This is a genomic window from Mycobacterium noviomagense (assembly GCF_010731635.1).
GTDB lineage: Bacteria > Actinomycetota > Actinomycetes > Mycobacteriales > Mycobacteriaceae > Mycobacterium > Mycobacterium noviomagense.
This window is the reverse complement of record NZ_AP022583.1, coordinates 3798311-3815400: the sequence shown is the minus strand read 5'-3', so window position 1 is coordinate 3815400 and position 17090 is coordinate 3798311. Positions and strand designations below refer to the sequence as shown.

The 17090-nt window shown below is 68.8% G+C and carries 15 protein-coding genes and 2 pseudogenes; 2 read left to right on the top strand and 15 right to left on the bottom strand.

Annotated elements, in window-relative coordinates; genetic code table 11:
• Positions 1-39 precede the first annotated feature (39 nt).
• The 10 genes and pseudogenes from G6N15_RS18170 to G6N15_RS18130 all read right to left on the bottom strand — a co-directional run.
• A pseudogene (locus tag G6N15_RS18170) lies at positions 40-555 on the bottom strand (shikimate kinase); the annotation flags it as partial.
• Entirely contained in the window at positions 555-1766 is a 1212-nt protein-coding gene (aroC, locus tag G6N15_RS18165; protein WP_083086017.1) for a chorismate synthase, read from the bottom strand. The gene aroC and the pseudogene G6N15_RS18170, both read right to left, overlap by 1 nt.
• An 80-nt stretch (positions 1767-1846) precedes the next feature.
• Complete coding sequence (locus G6N15_RS23545) at positions 1847-2203, bottom strand: SDR family NAD(P)-dependent oxidoreductase (RefSeq protein ID WP_264018899.1); 357 nt, start codon at positions 2201-2203, stop codon at positions 1847-1849.
• A 118-nt stretch (positions 2204-2321) separates the two neighbouring features.
• A pseudogene (locus G6N15_RS23855) lies at positions 2322-2669 on the bottom strand (SDR family NAD(P)-dependent oxidoreductase); the annotation flags it as partial.
• A 37-nt stretch (positions 2670-2706) separates the two neighbouring features.
• Complete coding sequence (locus G6N15_RS18155; RefSeq protein ID WP_083085753.1) at positions 2707-3135, bottom strand: prepilin peptidase; 429 nt, start codon at positions 3133-3135, stop codon at positions 2707-2709.
• A 10-nt stretch (positions 3136-3145) separates the two neighbouring features.
• Positions 3146-4006 carry a shikimate dehydrogenase gene (locus tag G6N15_RS18150; RefSeq protein ID WP_083085750.1) on the bottom strand — a complete coding sequence of 287 codons (861 nt, stop codon included), beginning with the start codon at positions 4004-4006 and terminating at the stop codon, positions 3146-3148.
• On the bottom strand, positions 3984-5189 hold the full coding sequence (gene mltG, locus G6N15_RS18145; RefSeq protein ID WP_232070484.1) for an endolytic transglycosylase MltG: 1206 nt from the start codon (positions 5187-5189) through the stop codon (positions 3984-3986). Before mltG ends, G6N15_RS18150 begins: the two co-directional genes overlap by 23 nt.
• A 94-nt stretch (positions 5190-5283) precedes the next feature.
• Positions 5284-5784 (bottom strand): Holliday junction resolvase RuvX, encoded by a 501-nt coding sequence (gene ruvX / locus G6N15_RS18140; RefSeq protein WP_083085745.1) that lies wholly within the window; start codon positions 5782-5784, stop codon positions 5284-5286.
• Entirely contained in the window at positions 5785-8475 is a 2691-nt protein-coding gene (alaS, locus tag G6N15_RS18135) for an alanine--tRNA ligase (RefSeq protein WP_083085742.1), read from the bottom strand.
• A gap of 112 nt (positions 8476-8587) precedes the next feature.
• Positions 8588-8977, bottom strand: coding sequence for a secondary thiamine-phosphate synthase enzyme YjbQ (locus G6N15_RS18130; RefSeq protein WP_179961839.1), 390 nt, complete (start codon positions 8975-8977; stop codon positions 8588-8590).
• Positions 8978-9141: 164 nt separating this feature from the next.
• Between G6N15_RS18130 and G6N15_RS18125 the strand changes: the two genes are divergently transcribed.
• Positions 9142-9765, top strand: a complete 624-nt coding sequence (locus G6N15_RS18125; protein ID WP_083085736.1) for a hypothetical protein — start codon at positions 9142-9144, stop codon at positions 9763-9765.
• A gap of 90 nt (positions 9766-9855) precedes the next feature.
• Here G6N15_RS18125 and G6N15_RS18120 read toward each other — a convergent pair whose 3' ends face one another.
• A complete protein-coding gene (locus G6N15_RS18120) occupies positions 9856-10191 on the bottom strand; it encodes a hypothetical protein (RefSeq protein WP_083085733.1) in 336 nt (111 codons plus the stop codon).
• Complete coding sequence (locus tag G6N15_RS18115) at positions 10188-11531, bottom strand: replication-associated recombination protein A (protein ID WP_083086014.1); 1344 nt, start codon at positions 11529-11531, stop codon at positions 10188-10190. The genes G6N15_RS18120 and G6N15_RS18115 overlap by 4 nt, the downstream gene beginning before the upstream one ends.
• An 86-nt stretch (positions 11532-11617) precedes the next feature.
• Between G6N15_RS18115 and G6N15_RS18110 the strand changes: the two genes are divergently transcribed.
• Entirely contained in the window at positions 11618-12424 is an 807-nt protein-coding gene (locus G6N15_RS18110; RefSeq protein WP_083086007.1) for an SDR family NAD(P)-dependent oxidoreductase, read from the top strand.
• On the opposite strand, the gene G6N15_RS18105 is transcribed toward G6N15_RS18110, so the two are convergent.
• From G6N15_RS18105 to G6N15_RS18095, 3 genes are read right to left on the bottom strand one after another with little or no spacing between them, the layout of a single operon-like run.
• Positions 12421-13449, bottom strand: coding sequence for a zinc-binding metallopeptidase family protein (locus G6N15_RS18105; protein WP_083085730.1), 1029 nt, complete (start codon positions 13447-13449; stop codon positions 12421-12423). The two genes, G6N15_RS18110 and G6N15_RS18105, sit on opposite strands and share 4 nt — an antisense overlap.
• The gene (locus tag G6N15_RS18100; RefSeq protein ID WP_083085727.1) at positions 13442-14359 is read right to left on the bottom strand and encodes a transglutaminase family protein; all 918 of its coding nucleotides are present in this window, start codon (positions 14357-14359) and stop codon (positions 13442-13444) included. The genes G6N15_RS18105 and G6N15_RS18100 overlap by 8 nt, the downstream gene beginning before the upstream one ends.
• A complete protein-coding gene (locus tag G6N15_RS18095) occupies positions 14356-16992 on the bottom strand; it encodes a circularly permuted type 2 ATP-grasp protein (protein ID WP_083085724.1) in 2637 nt (878 codons plus the stop codon). Before G6N15_RS18095 ends, G6N15_RS18100 begins: the two co-directional genes overlap by 4 nt.
• Between the last annotated feature and the right edge of the window lie 98 nt (positions 16993-17090).

The window sequence follows — 17090 nt, the reverse complement described above, 5'->3', positions numbered from 1 at the left end:
CGACGGTCGCCGCCATGACGTGCGGCGCCGTCGAGGGGGCGCCGGCTGCGGATTCTCCAGCCGCGACACGATGTAGCGCACCACTGCCCCGGGGTTTCGGCGGTTGGTGTTGACCCGCATCGTCGCGACCCGCCGGTACAGCGGAACCCGCTGGGCCATCAACGCGCGGAACTTCTCGGCGCGGTCGGCCCCGGCCAGCAGTGGGCGCACGGTGTTGCCCCCGGTGCGGCGGATGCCTTCGGCCGCGCTGATCTCCAGGAAGATCACGGTGTGTCCGGCCAGCGCCGAGCGCACCCCGGGGCTGGTGACGGCGCCGCCACCCAGCGAGAGCACGCCGTCGTGGTCGGCCAGCGCCGAGCGCACCACCTCTTCTTCGATGCGGCGAAACTCCTTCTCCCCGTCGGTGGCGAAGATGTCGGCGATGCTGCGCCCGGTCCGCTGCTCGATCGCCGCGTCGGTGTCGAGCAACTCCACCTCCAGCGCCTTCGCCAACCGTCGCCCGATCGTGGACTTACCCGAACCGGGCAGCCCCACCAACACCGCCTTGGGCGCCATTACCCCGACGCCCTGGCGCGGTCGGTGACCGGCTCACGCTCGGCGACCGAACGAAGGTATGCGTCGATGTTGCGGCGGGTCTCGGTCAGCGAGTCGCCGCCGAACTTCTCCAGCACCGCGCGGGCCAGCACCAGCGCCACCATGGTTTCCACAACGACCCCGGCGGCCGGTACCGCGCACACATCCGACCGCTGGTTGATGGCGACGGCCTCGTCGCCCGTGGTCATGTCGACGGTGGCCAACGCCCGCGGCACGGTCGAGATCGGCTTCATCGCCGCGCGTACCCGCAGCGGCTGGCCGTTGGTCATGCCGCCCTCGAGCCCGCCGGCTCGGTTGGTCGATCGCACGACGCCGTCGCGGCCGGGATACATCTCGTCGTGGGCTTGGCTGCCGCGGCGGCGCGCGGTCTGGAAGCCGTCGCCGATCTCCACGCCTTTGATCGCCTGGATGCCCATTACGGCGCCGGCGAGCTGGCTGTCGAGCCGGTTCTCGCCGCTGGTGAACGACCCGATACCCACCGGCAGGCCCAGTGCGACGGCCTCGACCACGCCGCCGAGCGTGTCGCCGTCCTTCTTCGCGGCTTCGATCTCGGCGATCATCGACTGTTCCGCGGCCTTGTCGAAGGCGCGCACCGGGCTGTCGTCGATCGCGGGCAGGTCTTCGGGCTGCGGCGGCGGACCGTCGTAGGGCTCCGAGGCGCCGATGGAGATGACGTGGGAGAGCACCTCGGCACCCAGCGCCTGGCGCAGAAACTGCCGCGCCACCGTTCCCGCCGCCACCCGGGCGGCGGTCTCGCGGGCGCTGGCCCGCTCCAGCACCGGTCGGGCATCGTCGAACCCGTACTTGAGCATGCCGGCGTAGTCGGCGTGGCCCGGCCGGGGCCGAGTCAGCGGCGCGTTGCGGGCGAGGTCGGCCAGCTCTGACGGGTTGACGGGGTCGGGGGCCATCACGGTCTCCCACTTCGGCCATTCGGTGTTGGCGATCTCGATCGCGATCGGCCCGCCGAGGGTGTAGCCGTGCCGCACTCCGGCCAGCATGGTCACTTGGTCGCGTTCGAATTTCATCCGCGCGCCACGGCCGTAGCCCAGCCGCCGGCGGGCCAGCTGGGTTGTGATGTCGTCGCTGGTGACGGCCACCCCGGCGACCATGCCCTCCAGCACGGCCACCAGCGCGCGGCCGTGGGATTCACCGGCAGTGGTCCATCGCAACACGTGTCCCATCTTCCCATGACCGGCGTGGGCGGCGGGCCAAGCCTTACGCTCCGCCCGGAAAGGCGGTCAGCTGCATCAGCTCAAAGGAATGGTTGGAGGATTTCGGTCGTCACGGCATGCAGGGTCGACCGGATCGTGGGATCGTATGCCGCGCGATGAGCCTTGGCCTCGCGGCAGGCGTCGAAGTACCGCCCCGTCACCGCGGCACCGGTTGGCTCCACAGCCAGGTTCATCACCGCTCGGACACCGCTCGATACCGAGGACAGTGGGGGAATCCAAGCTCCGCGAACCATGCGCGTATTCATCAATGTCGCGGGGTGCAAGCAGTTGACGGTGATGCCGGTGTCGGCCAGTTCTGCCGCCAGGCCGAACGTGAACACGACCATGGCGAACTTGCTGCGGTTGTAGGCCTGCACGCCGGTGTAGTGGTGGTCCATCCGCAGGTCTGCGAAGTCGACCGGTGCTTGCGCGGCGGATGCGACGTTGACGATCCGCGCCGGTGCACCGGTTTTTCAGCGTGGGAAGGAGTCGTCGAGTCAACAGTGCGGCGGCGAGGTAATTGACCGCCCACCGCAGCTCGTGGCCGTCGATGCTCAGCTCCCGCTTGCGATACGGGGGTCGGCCCGGACCTAGTCCCGCGTTGTTGATCAGCAGATGGATCGCCGGGTGCTCGGAGCTGACCCGGTCTGCCAGGTCGCGGGTTTCCTGCAGGGAACCGAGATCGGCGAGATAGGCCTGGGCGCTGCCACCGGATGCTCGCACCTCGTCGGCGACATCTTCTGCGCGCTCGCGATCGCGGCCGTGCACCAGCACATGCATGCCGCGCGCAGCGAGCGCTACGGTCACAGCACGGCCAAGCCCAGACGTAGCTCCCGTGATCAGCGCGACGCGACTGGTTTCCATCACCTACCCCGTTCACGATAGGCGCAGCTTTGCTGCGTCACATCAGAGCCAGCGCGACGGCGCCTGCGCTGGCCGCGCACATTGACGGGCCATGCGGCACGGCGGAGGCGCCCGTAGCCGCTTTCACGACGATGCCGCACGCGGCGGTGAGCAGCGGCGCGCCGAATGCCGCCAGGAACCACACGTCGACACCGAAGCATCCGGTCAGCGCGCCCAGGCCGATCGCCAGCTTGACGTCGCCGGCGCCCATCGCCGTCGGCGCTGCCAGATGCATCAGCAGATACACCGTCGTCAGCGCTACGGCGCCGGCCACCGCCGCCATGCCGAACCCGGCAACGACCGCAGCAATCAGGATGATCCCCGCGCCGGGCAGCGTCAGCACGTTAGGCAGTCTGCGCTGCCGGATGTCATAACCGCTGAGCACTAACAGCCACGCCAGCATCACCCCGGCGAGCGCGATCCGCATGCGCGGCACGTTATTGCAAAGCAGCCGCCATGGCTTCCCGCGGCGCGGGCAGCCCTGTGAATTGTTCGACTTGCGCGAACGCCTGGTGCAGCAGCATTTGCAGGCCGCTGATCACCCGGCCACCGGCGGCGGCCACTGCGGTGGCCAGCGGGGTCGGCCAGGGGTCGTAGACCGCGTCCAGCAGCACCGGCACACCGGCCAGCGTCTCGGCGTAACGGGCGGCCACGTCGGCGGGGATAGTGCTGACCAGGACTTCAGCGGCCACCGCTTTGTCGGCCAGCGCGTCGCTGTCCAGTCCACAGAAGCGGCTCCGGACGCCGAGCCCGACGCCCAGCGCGACCAGCCGGGCGGCCTTGTCCGGATTACGCGCGACAACCGTCAGCCGGTCGGCGCCCAGCTGCGCCAACGCGACCACAGCGGCGGGCGCGGTGCCGCCGGAGCCGAGCACCATGACGTGGCCGCTCACCGCGCCCAGCGCCCCGGCCACACCGTCGATATCGGTGTTGTCGGCGCGCCAGCCGCGTGGTGTGCGCACCAAGGTGTTGGCCGAACCGACCAGACCGGCGCGGTCGGTGTGCTCGTCGGCGAATGCCAGCGCGGCGAACTTTCCCGGCATCGTCACCGAGAACCCCACCCACTCGGGTCCGCAGGCGCTGACCACACCGGCCAGCTCGTCGGCGCCGCATTCGATGCGCTCGTAGGTCCAGTCCCCCAGCCCCAGCGCGCGGTAAGCGGCCAGGTGCAGCTGCGGGGAGCGGGAATGGGCGACAGGAGAACCGAGAATCGCCGCCTTCCTACCGCGCCAAGCCTGATTGCGCTCTTCGCCGCCGCGCTGCGCGCGGCTACGCTCATCGCGCGGAGTCGAGGACACCGTTGTGCTTGGCCAGCTCGATGTTCGCCAGATGCTGCTGGTAGTCGCGGGTGAACAGGGTCGTGCCCTGCGAGTCGATGGTCACGAAATACAGCCAGTCCCCCGGCTCGGGATGCTCGGCCGCGTGCAGCGCATCCACGCCCGGAGAACAGATCGGCGTCGCCGGCACCCCTTCCGACACGTACGTGTTCCACGGGGTGGGCTGCGCGCGGTCGGCGTCGCTGGTGGCCACCTCGCGGCGGTCCAGCGGATAGTTCACCGTCGAGTCGAACTCCAGCGTGCGATGCTCGCGCAAGCGGTTGTAGATCACCTGGGCGACCTTGGGGAAGTCATGCGGCTTGGCTTCCTCCTGCACCAGCGACGCCACCACCAGCACGTCGTAGGGTGACAGGCTCAGCGAATTCGCCGTGTCCAGCAGATCCGAGCGCACGTACATGTCGGAGCTGGCGTTGATCAGCGTCGCCAAAATCGTTTCGGCGGAATCCGACGGGTTGACGTTGAACGTCCCCGGCGCGATCAGGCCCTCGATGCGGCGGTGATCGTCGCCCATCGCGGTAACCGGCTCGGTCGCCCACTGCGGCACCGACAACGCCGTCGGCGGGCGGACCTGTCCCGCCGCGTTGCGCAGGTCGTTCACCGGAACACAGTGCTCGTTGCCGTCGAGATCCACGCAGGTAGCGCGGGAGATCAAGGTGAGGATCCCCGGGGTGACCGCGTTGGTCTTCATGTCGGTGGTGTCGTCGAGCTGACGTCCTTCGGGGATGACCAGCTTGCCCACCCGGTTGTGCGGGTCAGCGAGCCGCTGTACCGCGGACTTCGCCGGGATTTCGGTGCGCATCCGGTAGTACCCCGGCTGGATCGCCGAGATCGCGGCGTTGCCGTGCGCGGCGTCGACGAATGCCCGCACGGTCCGCACCACGCCGTGGTTGAACAACGTCTCGCCGACCGCGGTGGTCGAGTCGCCGGGGTGGATCTGGATCACGACGTCCCGCTTGCCGCTGCCGGTGTAGTCGTTGTCAGATCCGAACATCGTGTGCCAGAGCTTGGAGCCCACGAACACAGCGGCCACGACAACAACGACGAGCAGGCTGACCGCCAACCCGCCGACGATGCGCCGGCGGCGACGGATGCGCCGGTCGCGCAGCCGCTCGGAGCGGCTCTTGCGATGCCGGGCCGGACCCACAGCGTCAGATGCTGGTGGCGACCCGCTGCGCCCGGCTTCGCCGCGCTGGCGATCGCCACGGGGTTTGGTGCGGTCGCGGCCGCCGCCGTCGCTGTCAGGCACCGTCGGCCTCCCCGCGAAGCGTTGCGCGGCGCTGGTCGAGCCAGCCCTGCAGGATCGCCACGGCCGCGACCTGGTCGACGACAGCGCGTCGGCTTTTCGCGCTGACCCCTGCCGCACGCAGCGACCGCTGCGCGCTCACCGTGGTCAGCCGCTCGTCGGCCAGCCGCACCGGGATCGGCGCGATCCGGCGGGCCAGCGCGTCGGCCACGTCGATCGCGTCGCGGGCCGACGGACCGGTCCGGTCGGCCAGCGTGCGCGGCAGCCCGACAATCACCTCGACCGCCCCTAGCTCGTCGGCGAGCTCAGCGAGCCGACGAAGATGCGCGCCCGAACGCTCGCGGCGCACCGTTTCCACCGGGGTGGCCAGGATGCCGTCCGGGTCGCTGCTGGCGACGCCGATGCGCACACTGCCGACGTCGATGCCCAGCCGCCGCCCCCGGCCGGGGTCGTCCCCGCCGGGCCGATCGGGCAGCCGGTGCTCTAGCGACGTCACTCAGCCGACCCGCGCTATCTCTGCACGGACCGCGTCGAGTGCAGCATCGATGCCGGACGGATTCTTTCCTGAGCCCTGCGCCAGGTCGGGCTTGCCGCCCCCGCGGCCGTCGACCGGCGCCGAGAGCGCCTTGACCAGATCGTTGGCCCGAATGCCCAGGTCCTGGGCCGCGGAATTAGTCGCTGCGGCATACGGCACGGTGCCGCCGTCACCGGCGGCGATCAGCGCGACCACCGCGGGATCGCTGCCAAGTTTGCCGCGGATGTCCGCGGCCAGCGAGCGCAGGTCGGCAGCCGTCATCCCGCTCGACATGCGCTGCGCCACCACACGCACGTTACCGATGCGCTCGGCTCCGGCGGCGGCATTGGCCGCGGCGGCTCGTGCGTTGGCCAGCCGCATCCGCTCGAGCTCCTTCTCGGCGGCCTTGAGCCGCTCCACCAGATTGGCCACCCGGGCCGGCACCTCTTCGGAGGGCACCTTCAGCGTCGCCGCCAACCCGGCCATCAGCGCGCGCTCCTTGGCCAGATGGCGGAAGGAGTCCAGGCCGACATAGGCCTCCACCCGGCGCACGCCCGAACCGACCGACGACTCACCGAGAACCGTCACCGGGCCGATCTGCGCCGAGTTGTGCACATGCGTGCCCCCGCAGAGCTCCAGCGAGAACGGCCCGCCGATTTCGACCACCCGCACGATTTCGGGATAGCTCTCCCCGAAGAGCGCCAGCGCGCCCATGGCCTTGGCTTTGTCGAGCTGCTCGGTGAACGTGTGCACCTCGAAGTCGGCCTGCACCGCCTGATTGGTGACCTCTTCGACTTGACCCAGCTGCTCGCCGCTCAACGGGCCCTGCCAGTTGAAGTCGAAGCGCAGATATCCCGGGCGGTTCAGCGATCCGGCCTGAACGGCATTGGGCCCCAACACTTGACGTAGCGCGGCGTGCACCATGTGGGTGCCGGAGTGACCCTGGGTGGCGCCTTTGCGCCACTCGGGGTCAACCGCCGCGACGACGGTGTCGCCTTCGACAAACTCGCCCGACTCGACGTTGACCCGGTGCACCCATAGGGTCTTGGCGATCTTTTGCACATCGGTGACGGCGGCTTTGGCGCTTTCGCTGCTACCGGTGCCGGTGATGCTGCCGGCGTCGGCGAGCTGCCCGCCGGACTCGGCATACAGCGGGGTGCGGTCCAAGATCAGTTCGACGCGGTGCGCGCCGTTGACGCTGTGCGACACCACCGGTACTCGCCTGCCGTCGACGAAGATCCCCAAGATCGTTGCTTCGGAAGCTAATTCGTCGAATCCGGTGAACTCGGTTGGGCCGGCGTCGATGAGCTCGCGGTAGGCGGAAAGGTCGGCGTGCGCGTGTTTGCGCGCCGCGGCGTCGGCCTTGGCGCGGCGGCGCTGTTCGGCCATCAGCTCGCGGAAGCCGTGCTCGTCGACCTGCAGGCCGGCCTCCGACGCCATCTCGAGGGTGAGTTCGATCGGGAAGCCGTAGGTGTCGTGCAGGGTGAAGGCGTCCGAACCGGACAACACGGTGGAACCGGATGCTTTGGTGGCGCTGGCCACCTCTTCGAACAGCTTCGAGCCCGACGCCAGCGTGCGGTTGAACGCCGTCTCCTCGGCGACCGCGATGCGCTGGATGCGGTCGAAGTCGCTGACCAGTTCCGGGTACGACGGGCCCATCGCGTCGCGCACGGTGGCCATCAGCTCGCCGACGATCGGGGTGTCGATGTCGAGCAGTTTGGCCGAGCGGATCACCCGGCGCAGCAGCCGGCGCAGCACATAACCGCGCCCGTCGTTGCCGGGGCTGACCCCGTCGCCGATCAGGATCGCCGCGGTGCGGCTGTGGTCGGCGATGATGCGGTAGCGCACGTCATCGTCGTGGTTGCCGACGTCATACCCACGGGGCGCCAGCTCGGCCACCGTGTCGATGACAGGCCGCAGCAGGTCGGTCTCGTAGACGTTGTGCACGTCTTGGAGCACACACGCCACCCGCTCCACGCCCATGCCGGTGTCGATGTTCTTGCGCGGCAACGACCCGGTGATCTCGAACTCGTCCTTGGTGCCCTCCCCGCGCTCGCTTTCCATGAACACGAGGTTCCACAACTCGATGTAGCGGTCTTCGCTGACGACCGGACCGCCTTCGGGTCCGAAGTCCGGCCCACGGTCGTAGTAGATCTCCGACGATGGCCCACAGGGACCCGGGATGCCCATCGACCAGAAGTTGTCGCCCATGCCGCGGCGCTGGATACGCTCAGCCGGCAGCCCTGCGACTTGCTGCCACAGCTGCGCGGCCTCATCATCGTCGAGATAGACTGTCGCCCAAATTCTTTCGGGATCTAATCCGTATCCGCCGTCTTCGACGCTGTTGGTCAACAGCGTCCAGGCCAGCTCGATCGCGCCGCGCTTGAAATAGTCGCCGAACGAGAAGTTGCCGGCCATCTGGAAAAACGTGTTGTGCCGAGTGGTGATGCCCACCTCGTCGATATCGGGTGTGCGGATGCATTTTTGGATGCTGGCGGCCGTCGGGTAGGGCGGTGTGCGCTGGCCCAGGAAGTACGGCACGAACTGCACCATGCCGGCGTTGACGAACAGCAAGTTGGGGTCGTCGAGGATCACCGAGGCACTCGGCACCTCGGTGTGACCCGCTTTCACGAAATGATCAAGGAACCGTTTCCTGATCTCGTGTGTCCGCACTTTTCCGCTTCCTTTGCCGCCGCTGCACGGCTCATTTGCGACCGCATTACCCTACCGGTCCGGTTACCCGCCCTGAACAGGTAACGAATCGCGGCGCCGGGTGGTGCCGACGCTAGCCGTTGACGAAGCTCAACCGCACCTTTCGCTGCGGGTTGTCCCGGTTGAGGTCGACCAGCACCACGCTCTGCCAGGTGCCCAGCAGCGGCTCACCGCCCTGCACGGGCACCGTCACCGACGGGGCGACGATCGCGGGCAGCAGGTGGTCGGCGCCGTGGCCTTCCGACCCGTGCGCGTGCCGGTAGCGGTCGTCGCGGGGCAGCAGCCGTTCCAGGGTGTCGACGAGGTCGTCGTCGGAGCCCGAGCCGGTCTCGATGATCGCCACACCCGCCGTCGCGTGCGGGACGAACACGTTGCACAGGCCGTCCTGGTGGTTGCCGCAGAACGAGCGCACCGCGGCGGTCAGGTCCACGATCCGGCGACGCGCGGTGTCCACTTCCAGCACATCCGTATCCACGACTTCAAGCCTACGAGTCGGGCCCGCGACGCTGCCAATCCCCCATAACGACACGGCAACTGCCCATTGCCATGCGTAATCGGCGGGTGAAAAGTATTCAGTAGACCGGCGGCGCCGCCGGGGCGCCGCCCCAACAGGTGAAGGGGTCAACCGTGTACGCACGCTCTACGACGATTGAGGCCCAACCATCGCTGATCGATGCAGGCATTGCGCACATCCGCGACGAGGTGATGCCCGCGCTGGAACAGATCGACGGCTGTGTGGGCGTGTCGCTGCTGGTGGACCGGGAAACCGGCCGCTGCATCGCGACCAGCGCGTGGGAGACCCAAGAGGCGATGCATGCCGGCGCTGAGCGGGTGCGGCCGGTGCGTGACCGGGCCGCGCAGGCATTCGGCGGTACCCCGACCGTCGACGAGTGGGAGATCGCGGTGCTGCACCGTGACCACCACTCGCGTCCCGGTGCCGGCGTGCGAGCGACCTGGCTCAAGGTGCGAGACCCAAATCAGTTCGACCGGGCCATCGAGTTCTACCGGGAGTCGGTGCTGCCCGACATCGAAAATCTCGAGGGGTTCTGCAGCGCCAGCCTGATGATCGACCGCACGTCGTGGCGTGCCGTGTCGTCGTCGACGTTCGACAGCATGGAAGCGATGCAGCGTAACGACGACAAGGCCCGCTCGCTACGCACCGCGCTGCTGCGCGACCTGGGCACCGACCAGTACGACGTCGGCGAGTTCGAGCTGGCGCTCGCCCACCTGCGGGTGCCCGAGCTGGTCTGACCGCTGGTCTTTGCGCCGAGATCGACGTTCTGCAGGCCGTCTGTCGCGTTTTGTCGGCGAAACGTCGATCTCGGCGCTGCCTCTACTCCGCTACGGCAGCGCGTCGCCGGGGAATCCGCGGCACGGGTGCACGTCGAAGGTGAATACCCCGGCTTGCACACCGGGGTCGTCGTTCATGACCGCAGTGGTCTCCTCGACGGTCCCGGTGAACACCCCGATACCGCACACGTCCGAGCCGTCGGTGACCGGAAGCACCACCGGCAGCACTCCTTCGTGGCGCAGCGAGAAGTTGCGCCGGCCGTGCTCCCAGATGATCGACGGGGTGTCCTCGCCGCCGAAGTTCGGCCCCTGCTTGAGGATGACGACGCTGTAGGCCTTGGCGGCGGGCAACAGCGCGTTCATTTCTTCGTCGGTGAAGGTCTTCATGATCCTCCCTGTCGCTTGCCGCGGATGATCGCCCGCAGCCGCTCCAGTCGGCCGGCGATGTCGCGTTCCTTGCCGTGCCCGGTCGGGCGGTAGTAGTCGACGCCGACCAGCTCGTTGGGCGGATACTGTTGCGCCACAACGCCATCGGGGTCGTCGTGGGAGTAGCGGTAGCCCATCGCGTTGCCCAGCGCCGCGGCGCCCGAATAGTGGCCGTCGCGCAGGTGTGCCGGCACCAGGCCGGCCTTGCCCGCTTTGATGTCGTCCATCGCCGCCGCCAAAGCAGTGGTCACCGCGTTGGACTTGGGTGCGGTGGCCAGATGCACGGTCGCGTGCGCCAGCGTCAGCTGGGCTTCGGGCATGCCGATCAGCTGCACGGTCTGCGCGGCGGCCACCGCCGTGTGCAGCGCGGTCGGATCGGCCATGCCGATGTCTTCGCTGGCGAGGATCATCAGGCGACGGGCGATGAACCGCGGGTCTTCGCCGGCGACCAGCATCCGCGCCAAGTAGTGCAGTGCGGCGTCCACGTCCGAGCCGCGCACCGACTTGATGAACGCGCTGATCACGTCGTAGTGCTGATCGCCGTCGCGGTCGTAGCGCACCGCGGCCTTGTCCAGGGAGCGTTCGATCGCCTCGACGGTGACCTGCTCCCCCGCCTCCGCTGCCGCCTCCAGCGCGGTCAGCGCACGCCGGGCATCACCGGCGGCCAGCCGCACCAGTAAGTCGACGGCGTCGGAGTCGACCTGAACCCGCCCGCCCAGGCCACGCGGGTCGTCGATCGCCCGCTGAACCACGGCGCGCACGTCATCGCCGCTCAACGGCCGCAGCTGCAGGATCAGGGACCGCGACAGCAGCGGGGCCACCACCGAGAACGACGGGTTCTCGGTGGTCGCGGCCACCAGCAGCACCACCCGGTTTTCCACCGCCGACAGCAGCGCGTCTTGCTGGGTCTTGGAGAACCGGTGCACCTCGTCGATGAACAGCACCGTCTGTTCGCCATGCGCGGCGGCCCTTCGCGCGACATCGATGACGGCCCGGACCTCTTTGACACCGGCCGACAGCGCCGAGAGCGCCTCGAACCGGCGTCCGGTCGCCTGTGAGATCAGCGCGGCCAGCGTCGTCTTGCCGCTTCCCGGCGGGCCGTAGAGGATGACCGACGCCACCCCGGAGCCCTCGACCAGGCGGCGCAGCGGCGACCCGGGCTGCAGCAGGTGGTCCTGCCCGACCACCTCGTCAAGGGTGGCCGGGCGCATCCGCACCGCCAGCGGCGCCGCGGCCGAAGCAGCTGGGTCGCGGTCGGTGAAGCTGGGCGCACCGGGCAGGTCGAAGAGACCGTCGGACACGGTGTTCAGGTTAGCCACCGGCGACGACGAGTGGCTTCCCGACGGAATTCCGCATCGGCGCCGTGGCCGCAGGCGATGATCATCGGGTGACTGACCTTGCTGTATACGGGCCGTGGGCCGTGATTGCCGGCGGATCGGAAGGCGTGGGCGCCGAATTCGCCCGACAGCTCGCCGCAGCCGGCTATGCGGCCGAAGGCGCTCGCGTCGTGGTCGCCGAACTCGATCCGGCCGCGGGCCAGGCCGTCGCCGAAGCGATCGGCGGAGTTTTCGTCGCCACCGACGTCGCCAACCGCGCTGACCTCGAAAACGCCGTGCAGACAGCGCTTTCCGAATACGGATCAATCGACATCGTGGTGAACAACGCGTGGGGCGGAGGTTCCATCGGCCGCGTCGAGAACAAGACCGACGAGCAACTGGCACAGGGCATCGCGGTCGGCTACTACGGCCCCTTCTGGGCGATGCGGGCCGCATTTCCCTACATGAAGGCACGCAGTTGGGGACGGGTGATCAACATGTGCAGCCTCAACGGCGTCAACGCACACATGGGATCGCTGGAATACAACGCCGCGAAAGAGGCGCTGCGTGCACTGACCCGCACCGCCGCTCGCGAATGGGCGCCCACCGGCGTCACCGTCAACGCCATCTGCCCGGCGGCCAAGAGCCAGGCCTTTTTTCGCGCCGTCGGGCAATACCCGGGGCTGGAGGCAATGGCGGATGCGGCCAACCCGATGGGCCGCCTCGGCGACCCCTACGACGACATCGCGCCGGTCGCAGTGTTTTTGGCCAGCGAAGGCTGCGGCTATCTCACCGGAAATACGCCGTTCGTGGATGGCGGCAGCCACATCAACGGCGTCGCCTGGGCGCCCGACCTCGATGCCGAGCAGCCGAATTAACGCGCGCGGGTCACCTCGTCGATGACGGTGTGGATGAACCCCATCTTGTCCAGCACCGGAGCCGGCAGCACGAACGGGTAAAGGTCGTCGCGGCCCATCGAGCGGTTCACCATGTTCAGCGACCACGACAACGGCAGCCACATCTCGATGATCGTGCGAAATGCGCTGGGCCCCAGCGGCGGCTGCGCGAAGGTGGCGGCGGCGGGAGCAAGCCCGCAGGAGGCGCAGGTATCGAGCGCGGCGCGGATGTGCAGGTAGTGGGCGAAGGTTTCGGCCCAGTCCTCGCTGGGGTGCATGGTCGCATACGACGACACGAACCGCTTTTCCCAGCCGGCGGGTGCACCGTCGCGGTAATGCCGGTCGAGGGCGGCCTGGTAGTCGGCGTCGGGATCACCGAACAGCTCCCGAAACCGGGCAAGGTAATCCGGTGACGTGTCGACCAACCGGTAGAAGTAGTAGTGGCCGATCTCGTGGCGGAAGTGCCCGAGCAGCGTGCGGTACGGCTCCCCCATCTCGACGCGCAGCTGCTCGCGGTGCACGTCGTCGCCCTCGGCCAGATCCAAAGTGATGACGCCGTTGTGGTGGCCGGTCATCACCTGTTCTTGTTCGCTGGAGAGCAGATCGAACGCCAGCCCGTAGTCGGGGTCGCGGTCGCGTCCGATGATCGGCAGCTTGAGCTCGCACAGCTCGGCGATCAGCCGTCGTTTGGCCCGCTCGGCGCGCGCGAACGCCGCCAGCGCCTTGGTGTCCGAGTCGTTGGGCCGGCAGCGGGTCAGCGCGCAGGAGACGCAGAGTCCACCCTGGTCCACGCGAACTAGCCAATTGCATTCCGCCAGATGCATATTGGCGCACAGCTGATACTCGCGGGAACTGACCGCACCGGGGTGCTCGACGTCGGCGTCGTCGGTGATCACCAGCAGCGCCATGTCGTCGAGCGAGAACCCCAGGGCCGCACCGCACGACAGGCATATCGAGTTTTCGAACGTCAGGCGTTGACCGCAGTTGGGGCACACGAAGTCACGCATGCAGCACTCCGTCCGCGCACGGCACTACGTCGACAGCGACATCGATCTCGCTGTTCTCCGAATTGGTGTAGATGATGCCGCGCAGGGGCGGCACGTCGGCGTAGTCGCGGCCCACACCGACCACGATGTAGCATTCGTCGACCATCTGGTCGTTGGTGGGATCCATTCCCAGCCAACGGTTTTCCGGTGTCCACACCGCCGCCCACGCGTGGCTGGCGTCGATGCCGACCATCCGTTCCTTGCCCGGCGGCGGGTCGGTGGCCAGATACCCCGACACGTAGCTGGCGGCCAGCCCGTTGGCGCGCAGGCAGGCGATCGCGAGCCGGGTGAAGTCCTGGCAGACACCTTCGCGCGCCACCAGCATCTCGTGCACACCGGTCGACACAGTGGTCGAGCCGGAGCGGTAGGTGAAGTCGGCGTGGATGCGCGACGCCAGGTCGCGCAGCACGTCGATCAGCGGACGCCCGGCAGCGAAGCTGGGGGCGGCATAGTCGCGTACTTCGTCGGTGATCTCCGGAGGGTCCAGGTCGAGCGTGAACTCGGTGGCGAGCGCACCCTCCGGCCCCGTGGGGCGGGCGCGCTCCCACGGGGCGCGCGCCGATCCGTTGGCGTACAGCTCGGCGGGCGGCGGATCGACCTCGACGACCGACTCGCTGGTGACGGTCAAGGTGCGGTGCGGCTCGGTGACGTGGAAATAGCAGCTGACGTTGCCGTAGACGTCGCGGCTGGTGGAGCTGTCGGCGGGCGCGGGCTCGATGCGCAGCTCGTGGGCCAGACAGCGCTGCCCGGGCAGGTCGCGCGGGGTGAGAAAGCCCCGCCCGTAGGAGCTGGTCACCACGTCGGAGTAGCGGTATTCGGTGCGGTGGGTGACGCGGTAGCGGCGCGTGCCAGGGCCAGCCGTCGACGTCACGGCGCCATCCGGCGACGGGCCGGGCCGGACAGAGGGTGCATCGCGCCGGGCAGCGACAGCTGAGTGGCCGTGATGATCCGGGACAATTCCCGCAGTCCGCCGTGCATGCCGTCGAGCAGGTCGACCAGCTCGCCGCGCTCCCCCGACTCGGCGATTTCCTCCAGGTCGGCCGGGTCGAGCCGGCGCAGCCGGGTGCTGATCTCGTCGACCAGACGTTCGGGCCGTGACGAGCCCGACGCCCCAGGCAGTCCCTTCAAGTTCGCCCGCAGCCGCTCCAGCTGATACACCAGCGAGCGCGGGTTTTCCGCCTCAAAGAGCACCAACTCGGCCACAGCGGCAACACTAACGGCGCCCAGATTGCGCCGAAGGTAGATCACCGACGACTCGCACGCCACCAGCACCGCCTCGACGATCGTTTGCTCAGCGGTACGGCTGCGGGCCCGGCCCAGCGTGGCGCGCAGCAGCGCGGTGAGAAACAGGCCGCGCTCGAGCCGCTTGCCGATGTCGGTCATGGTCCAGTCGACGTCGCGCACCATCGACTCCGCGGCCACCCCCGACAGCGCCAGCATGCCCGCCAGGGTCAAGGCGTGCGCGGTCGCGAGCGTGGTGTCGTCGGCGGGATGACCGTTTGGCCGCTGGGCGGCGACCTGCGCCAGCGCGCGCTCCACCCCGCCGAGCACCATCCACGTGTCGTTGGACATCTGGTCGCGTACCGCGCGCGCCGCCAGCCCCAGCCGCTCGACCGACTGGGCCAGCGACCCGGGGCACTCCCGGTCGACGGTCAGCGACCACAGGGTGCGAGGCACAGCCGCGAGGGCGTCGGCAACGTCGGCGCCGGTGATCTGCCGAAGCGCGCCCAAGAGCACCGATACGCATTCGCTGCCTTCGGTATCCGGCCGTGAGCGGTAGTCGTGGTAGCGATCGCGGGTAACGGAGAGCAGCCGGGCCATGCTTTCGGCGCGTTCGCCGTAGCGGCCCAACCAGAACAGGTCGGACAGCACGCGCGGCGAGCTGATACCGCGGGTGCCGCTTGGCGTCGGCGTGGGTCGCTCCGGCGGGGGCACCGTCACCGTCAGCTCCGCCTGTGCGCGTACCGGCGGGCGCACCCAAACATCCTTGGCTGCAACAGTTTTCAACAAATAGGCCTCGTTGCCGGGTGCCAGCACGTAGCCCAGTCCGCCCGCCATCGGCGCATATCCGCCGCGTTGGGACACGGTGAACAACCGCACGCCGACGCTAGCTGCCGCCATCTGGTCGGTCGGCGCCGAGGAGAACTGCGGCAGTTCCTGGCCGACCCACTGCCACGGCGCCGCTTCGATGCGCGCGGCCAGCGCGTCACGTTGCTCTGACGACAGTGTGGGCCCGACGATGAGCCGCCCCCCGACCGTCGGCTTGATCAGCAGCGACGACAGGTTTGCCAGCAGATGCGAGCGCTCGGCATCGATACCGGCCCAGTACAGCGGCGCGGTGGGCAGCAGCGGTGCTTCGCCGAGCAGCTGCTGGGCCAGCTCAGGCAAAAACCGAAGCAGCCCAGGGCTTTCCAGGATTCCGCTGCCGAGCGTGTTGACCACGGTCAGCGCGCCGCGCCGCTGTACCTCGACCAGTCCCGCCACCCCCAGCTGCGAATCTGAGCGCAGGTCCAGCGGATCGGCGTAGTCGGCGTCGACCCGGCGCAACACCACGTCGACGCGTTGCAGCGTGCCCAGCGACCGCATCCACAGCGCGCCGTCACGCACCACCAGATCGGCGCTTTCCACCAACGGAAAGCCCAGCACCGATGCCAGGTAGGCCTGGTCGAACGCGGTTTCGGAGTGGATGCCCGGGCTCAGCACGACCACCACCGGGTCCTGGGCGGTTTCGGGTGCGGCCTCGATCAGCGCCAGCCGCAGCGCCTGGGCGAACGGCGCGGTGGGTCGCGGCCCGACCCGCTCGTAGAGCTCGGGAGCGGCGTGGGCGACGACCCGACGGTCGGCCAGCGCATAGCCCGCTCCCGAGGGCGCCTGGGTCCAGTCGGCGTTGACGAGAAACCCGCCGGATTGATCGCGGCTGACGTCGCAGCCGTGCATGAACAGTTGGTGCCGGCCCGGTATTTCGATGCCGCGGACGGCCCGGACATAGCCGGGGTGCGCGAACAACAGCTGGGGCGGCAACAGCCCGCCGGTGACCGCGCGCTGCGGGCCGTAAAGGTCGACCAGTATCGCGTCGAGCAGCCGGCTGCGTTGAAGCACACCGGCTTCCAGCGTGGCCCAATCCTCGGGTGAGATCAGCAGCGGCAAGCCATCCAACTGCCACGGTTGGGGGTTGGCCGTGTCGTGAACGTCGGTGTGGCTGTGGTCGATCGTGATGTAGGTGATGCCGTCGTGGTCGACCAGCGCGCTGACCGCTGCACGCAGCCGGGCCAATCCGGCGCGTCCCCGCGTCGCGATCACCTCGGCGAGCTCTGTCCAGCCCGGGCGGACATCGCCGGAGGCGTCGACGAACTCGTCGTAACCGGTTGCCCCGAAAGCCGAACGGTCTGCGCCCAGGTCGAACAGGCCCTCCTGCAGGCGCGCCGCGCGGTAGCCGGCCACCAGGTGGTCGGGATCGTGAGGCGCCGACCGAGAATCGGGCGACGCCTCTCGCGGCAACGACACCGCCGCACCTCCTGCCGTTTCGGCACCGCCCGATCTCCGGCGTACGTAAAGCCATTATGGGTATCACCTATATGTCTGCGCTCGTGAGCAGAGAGGGG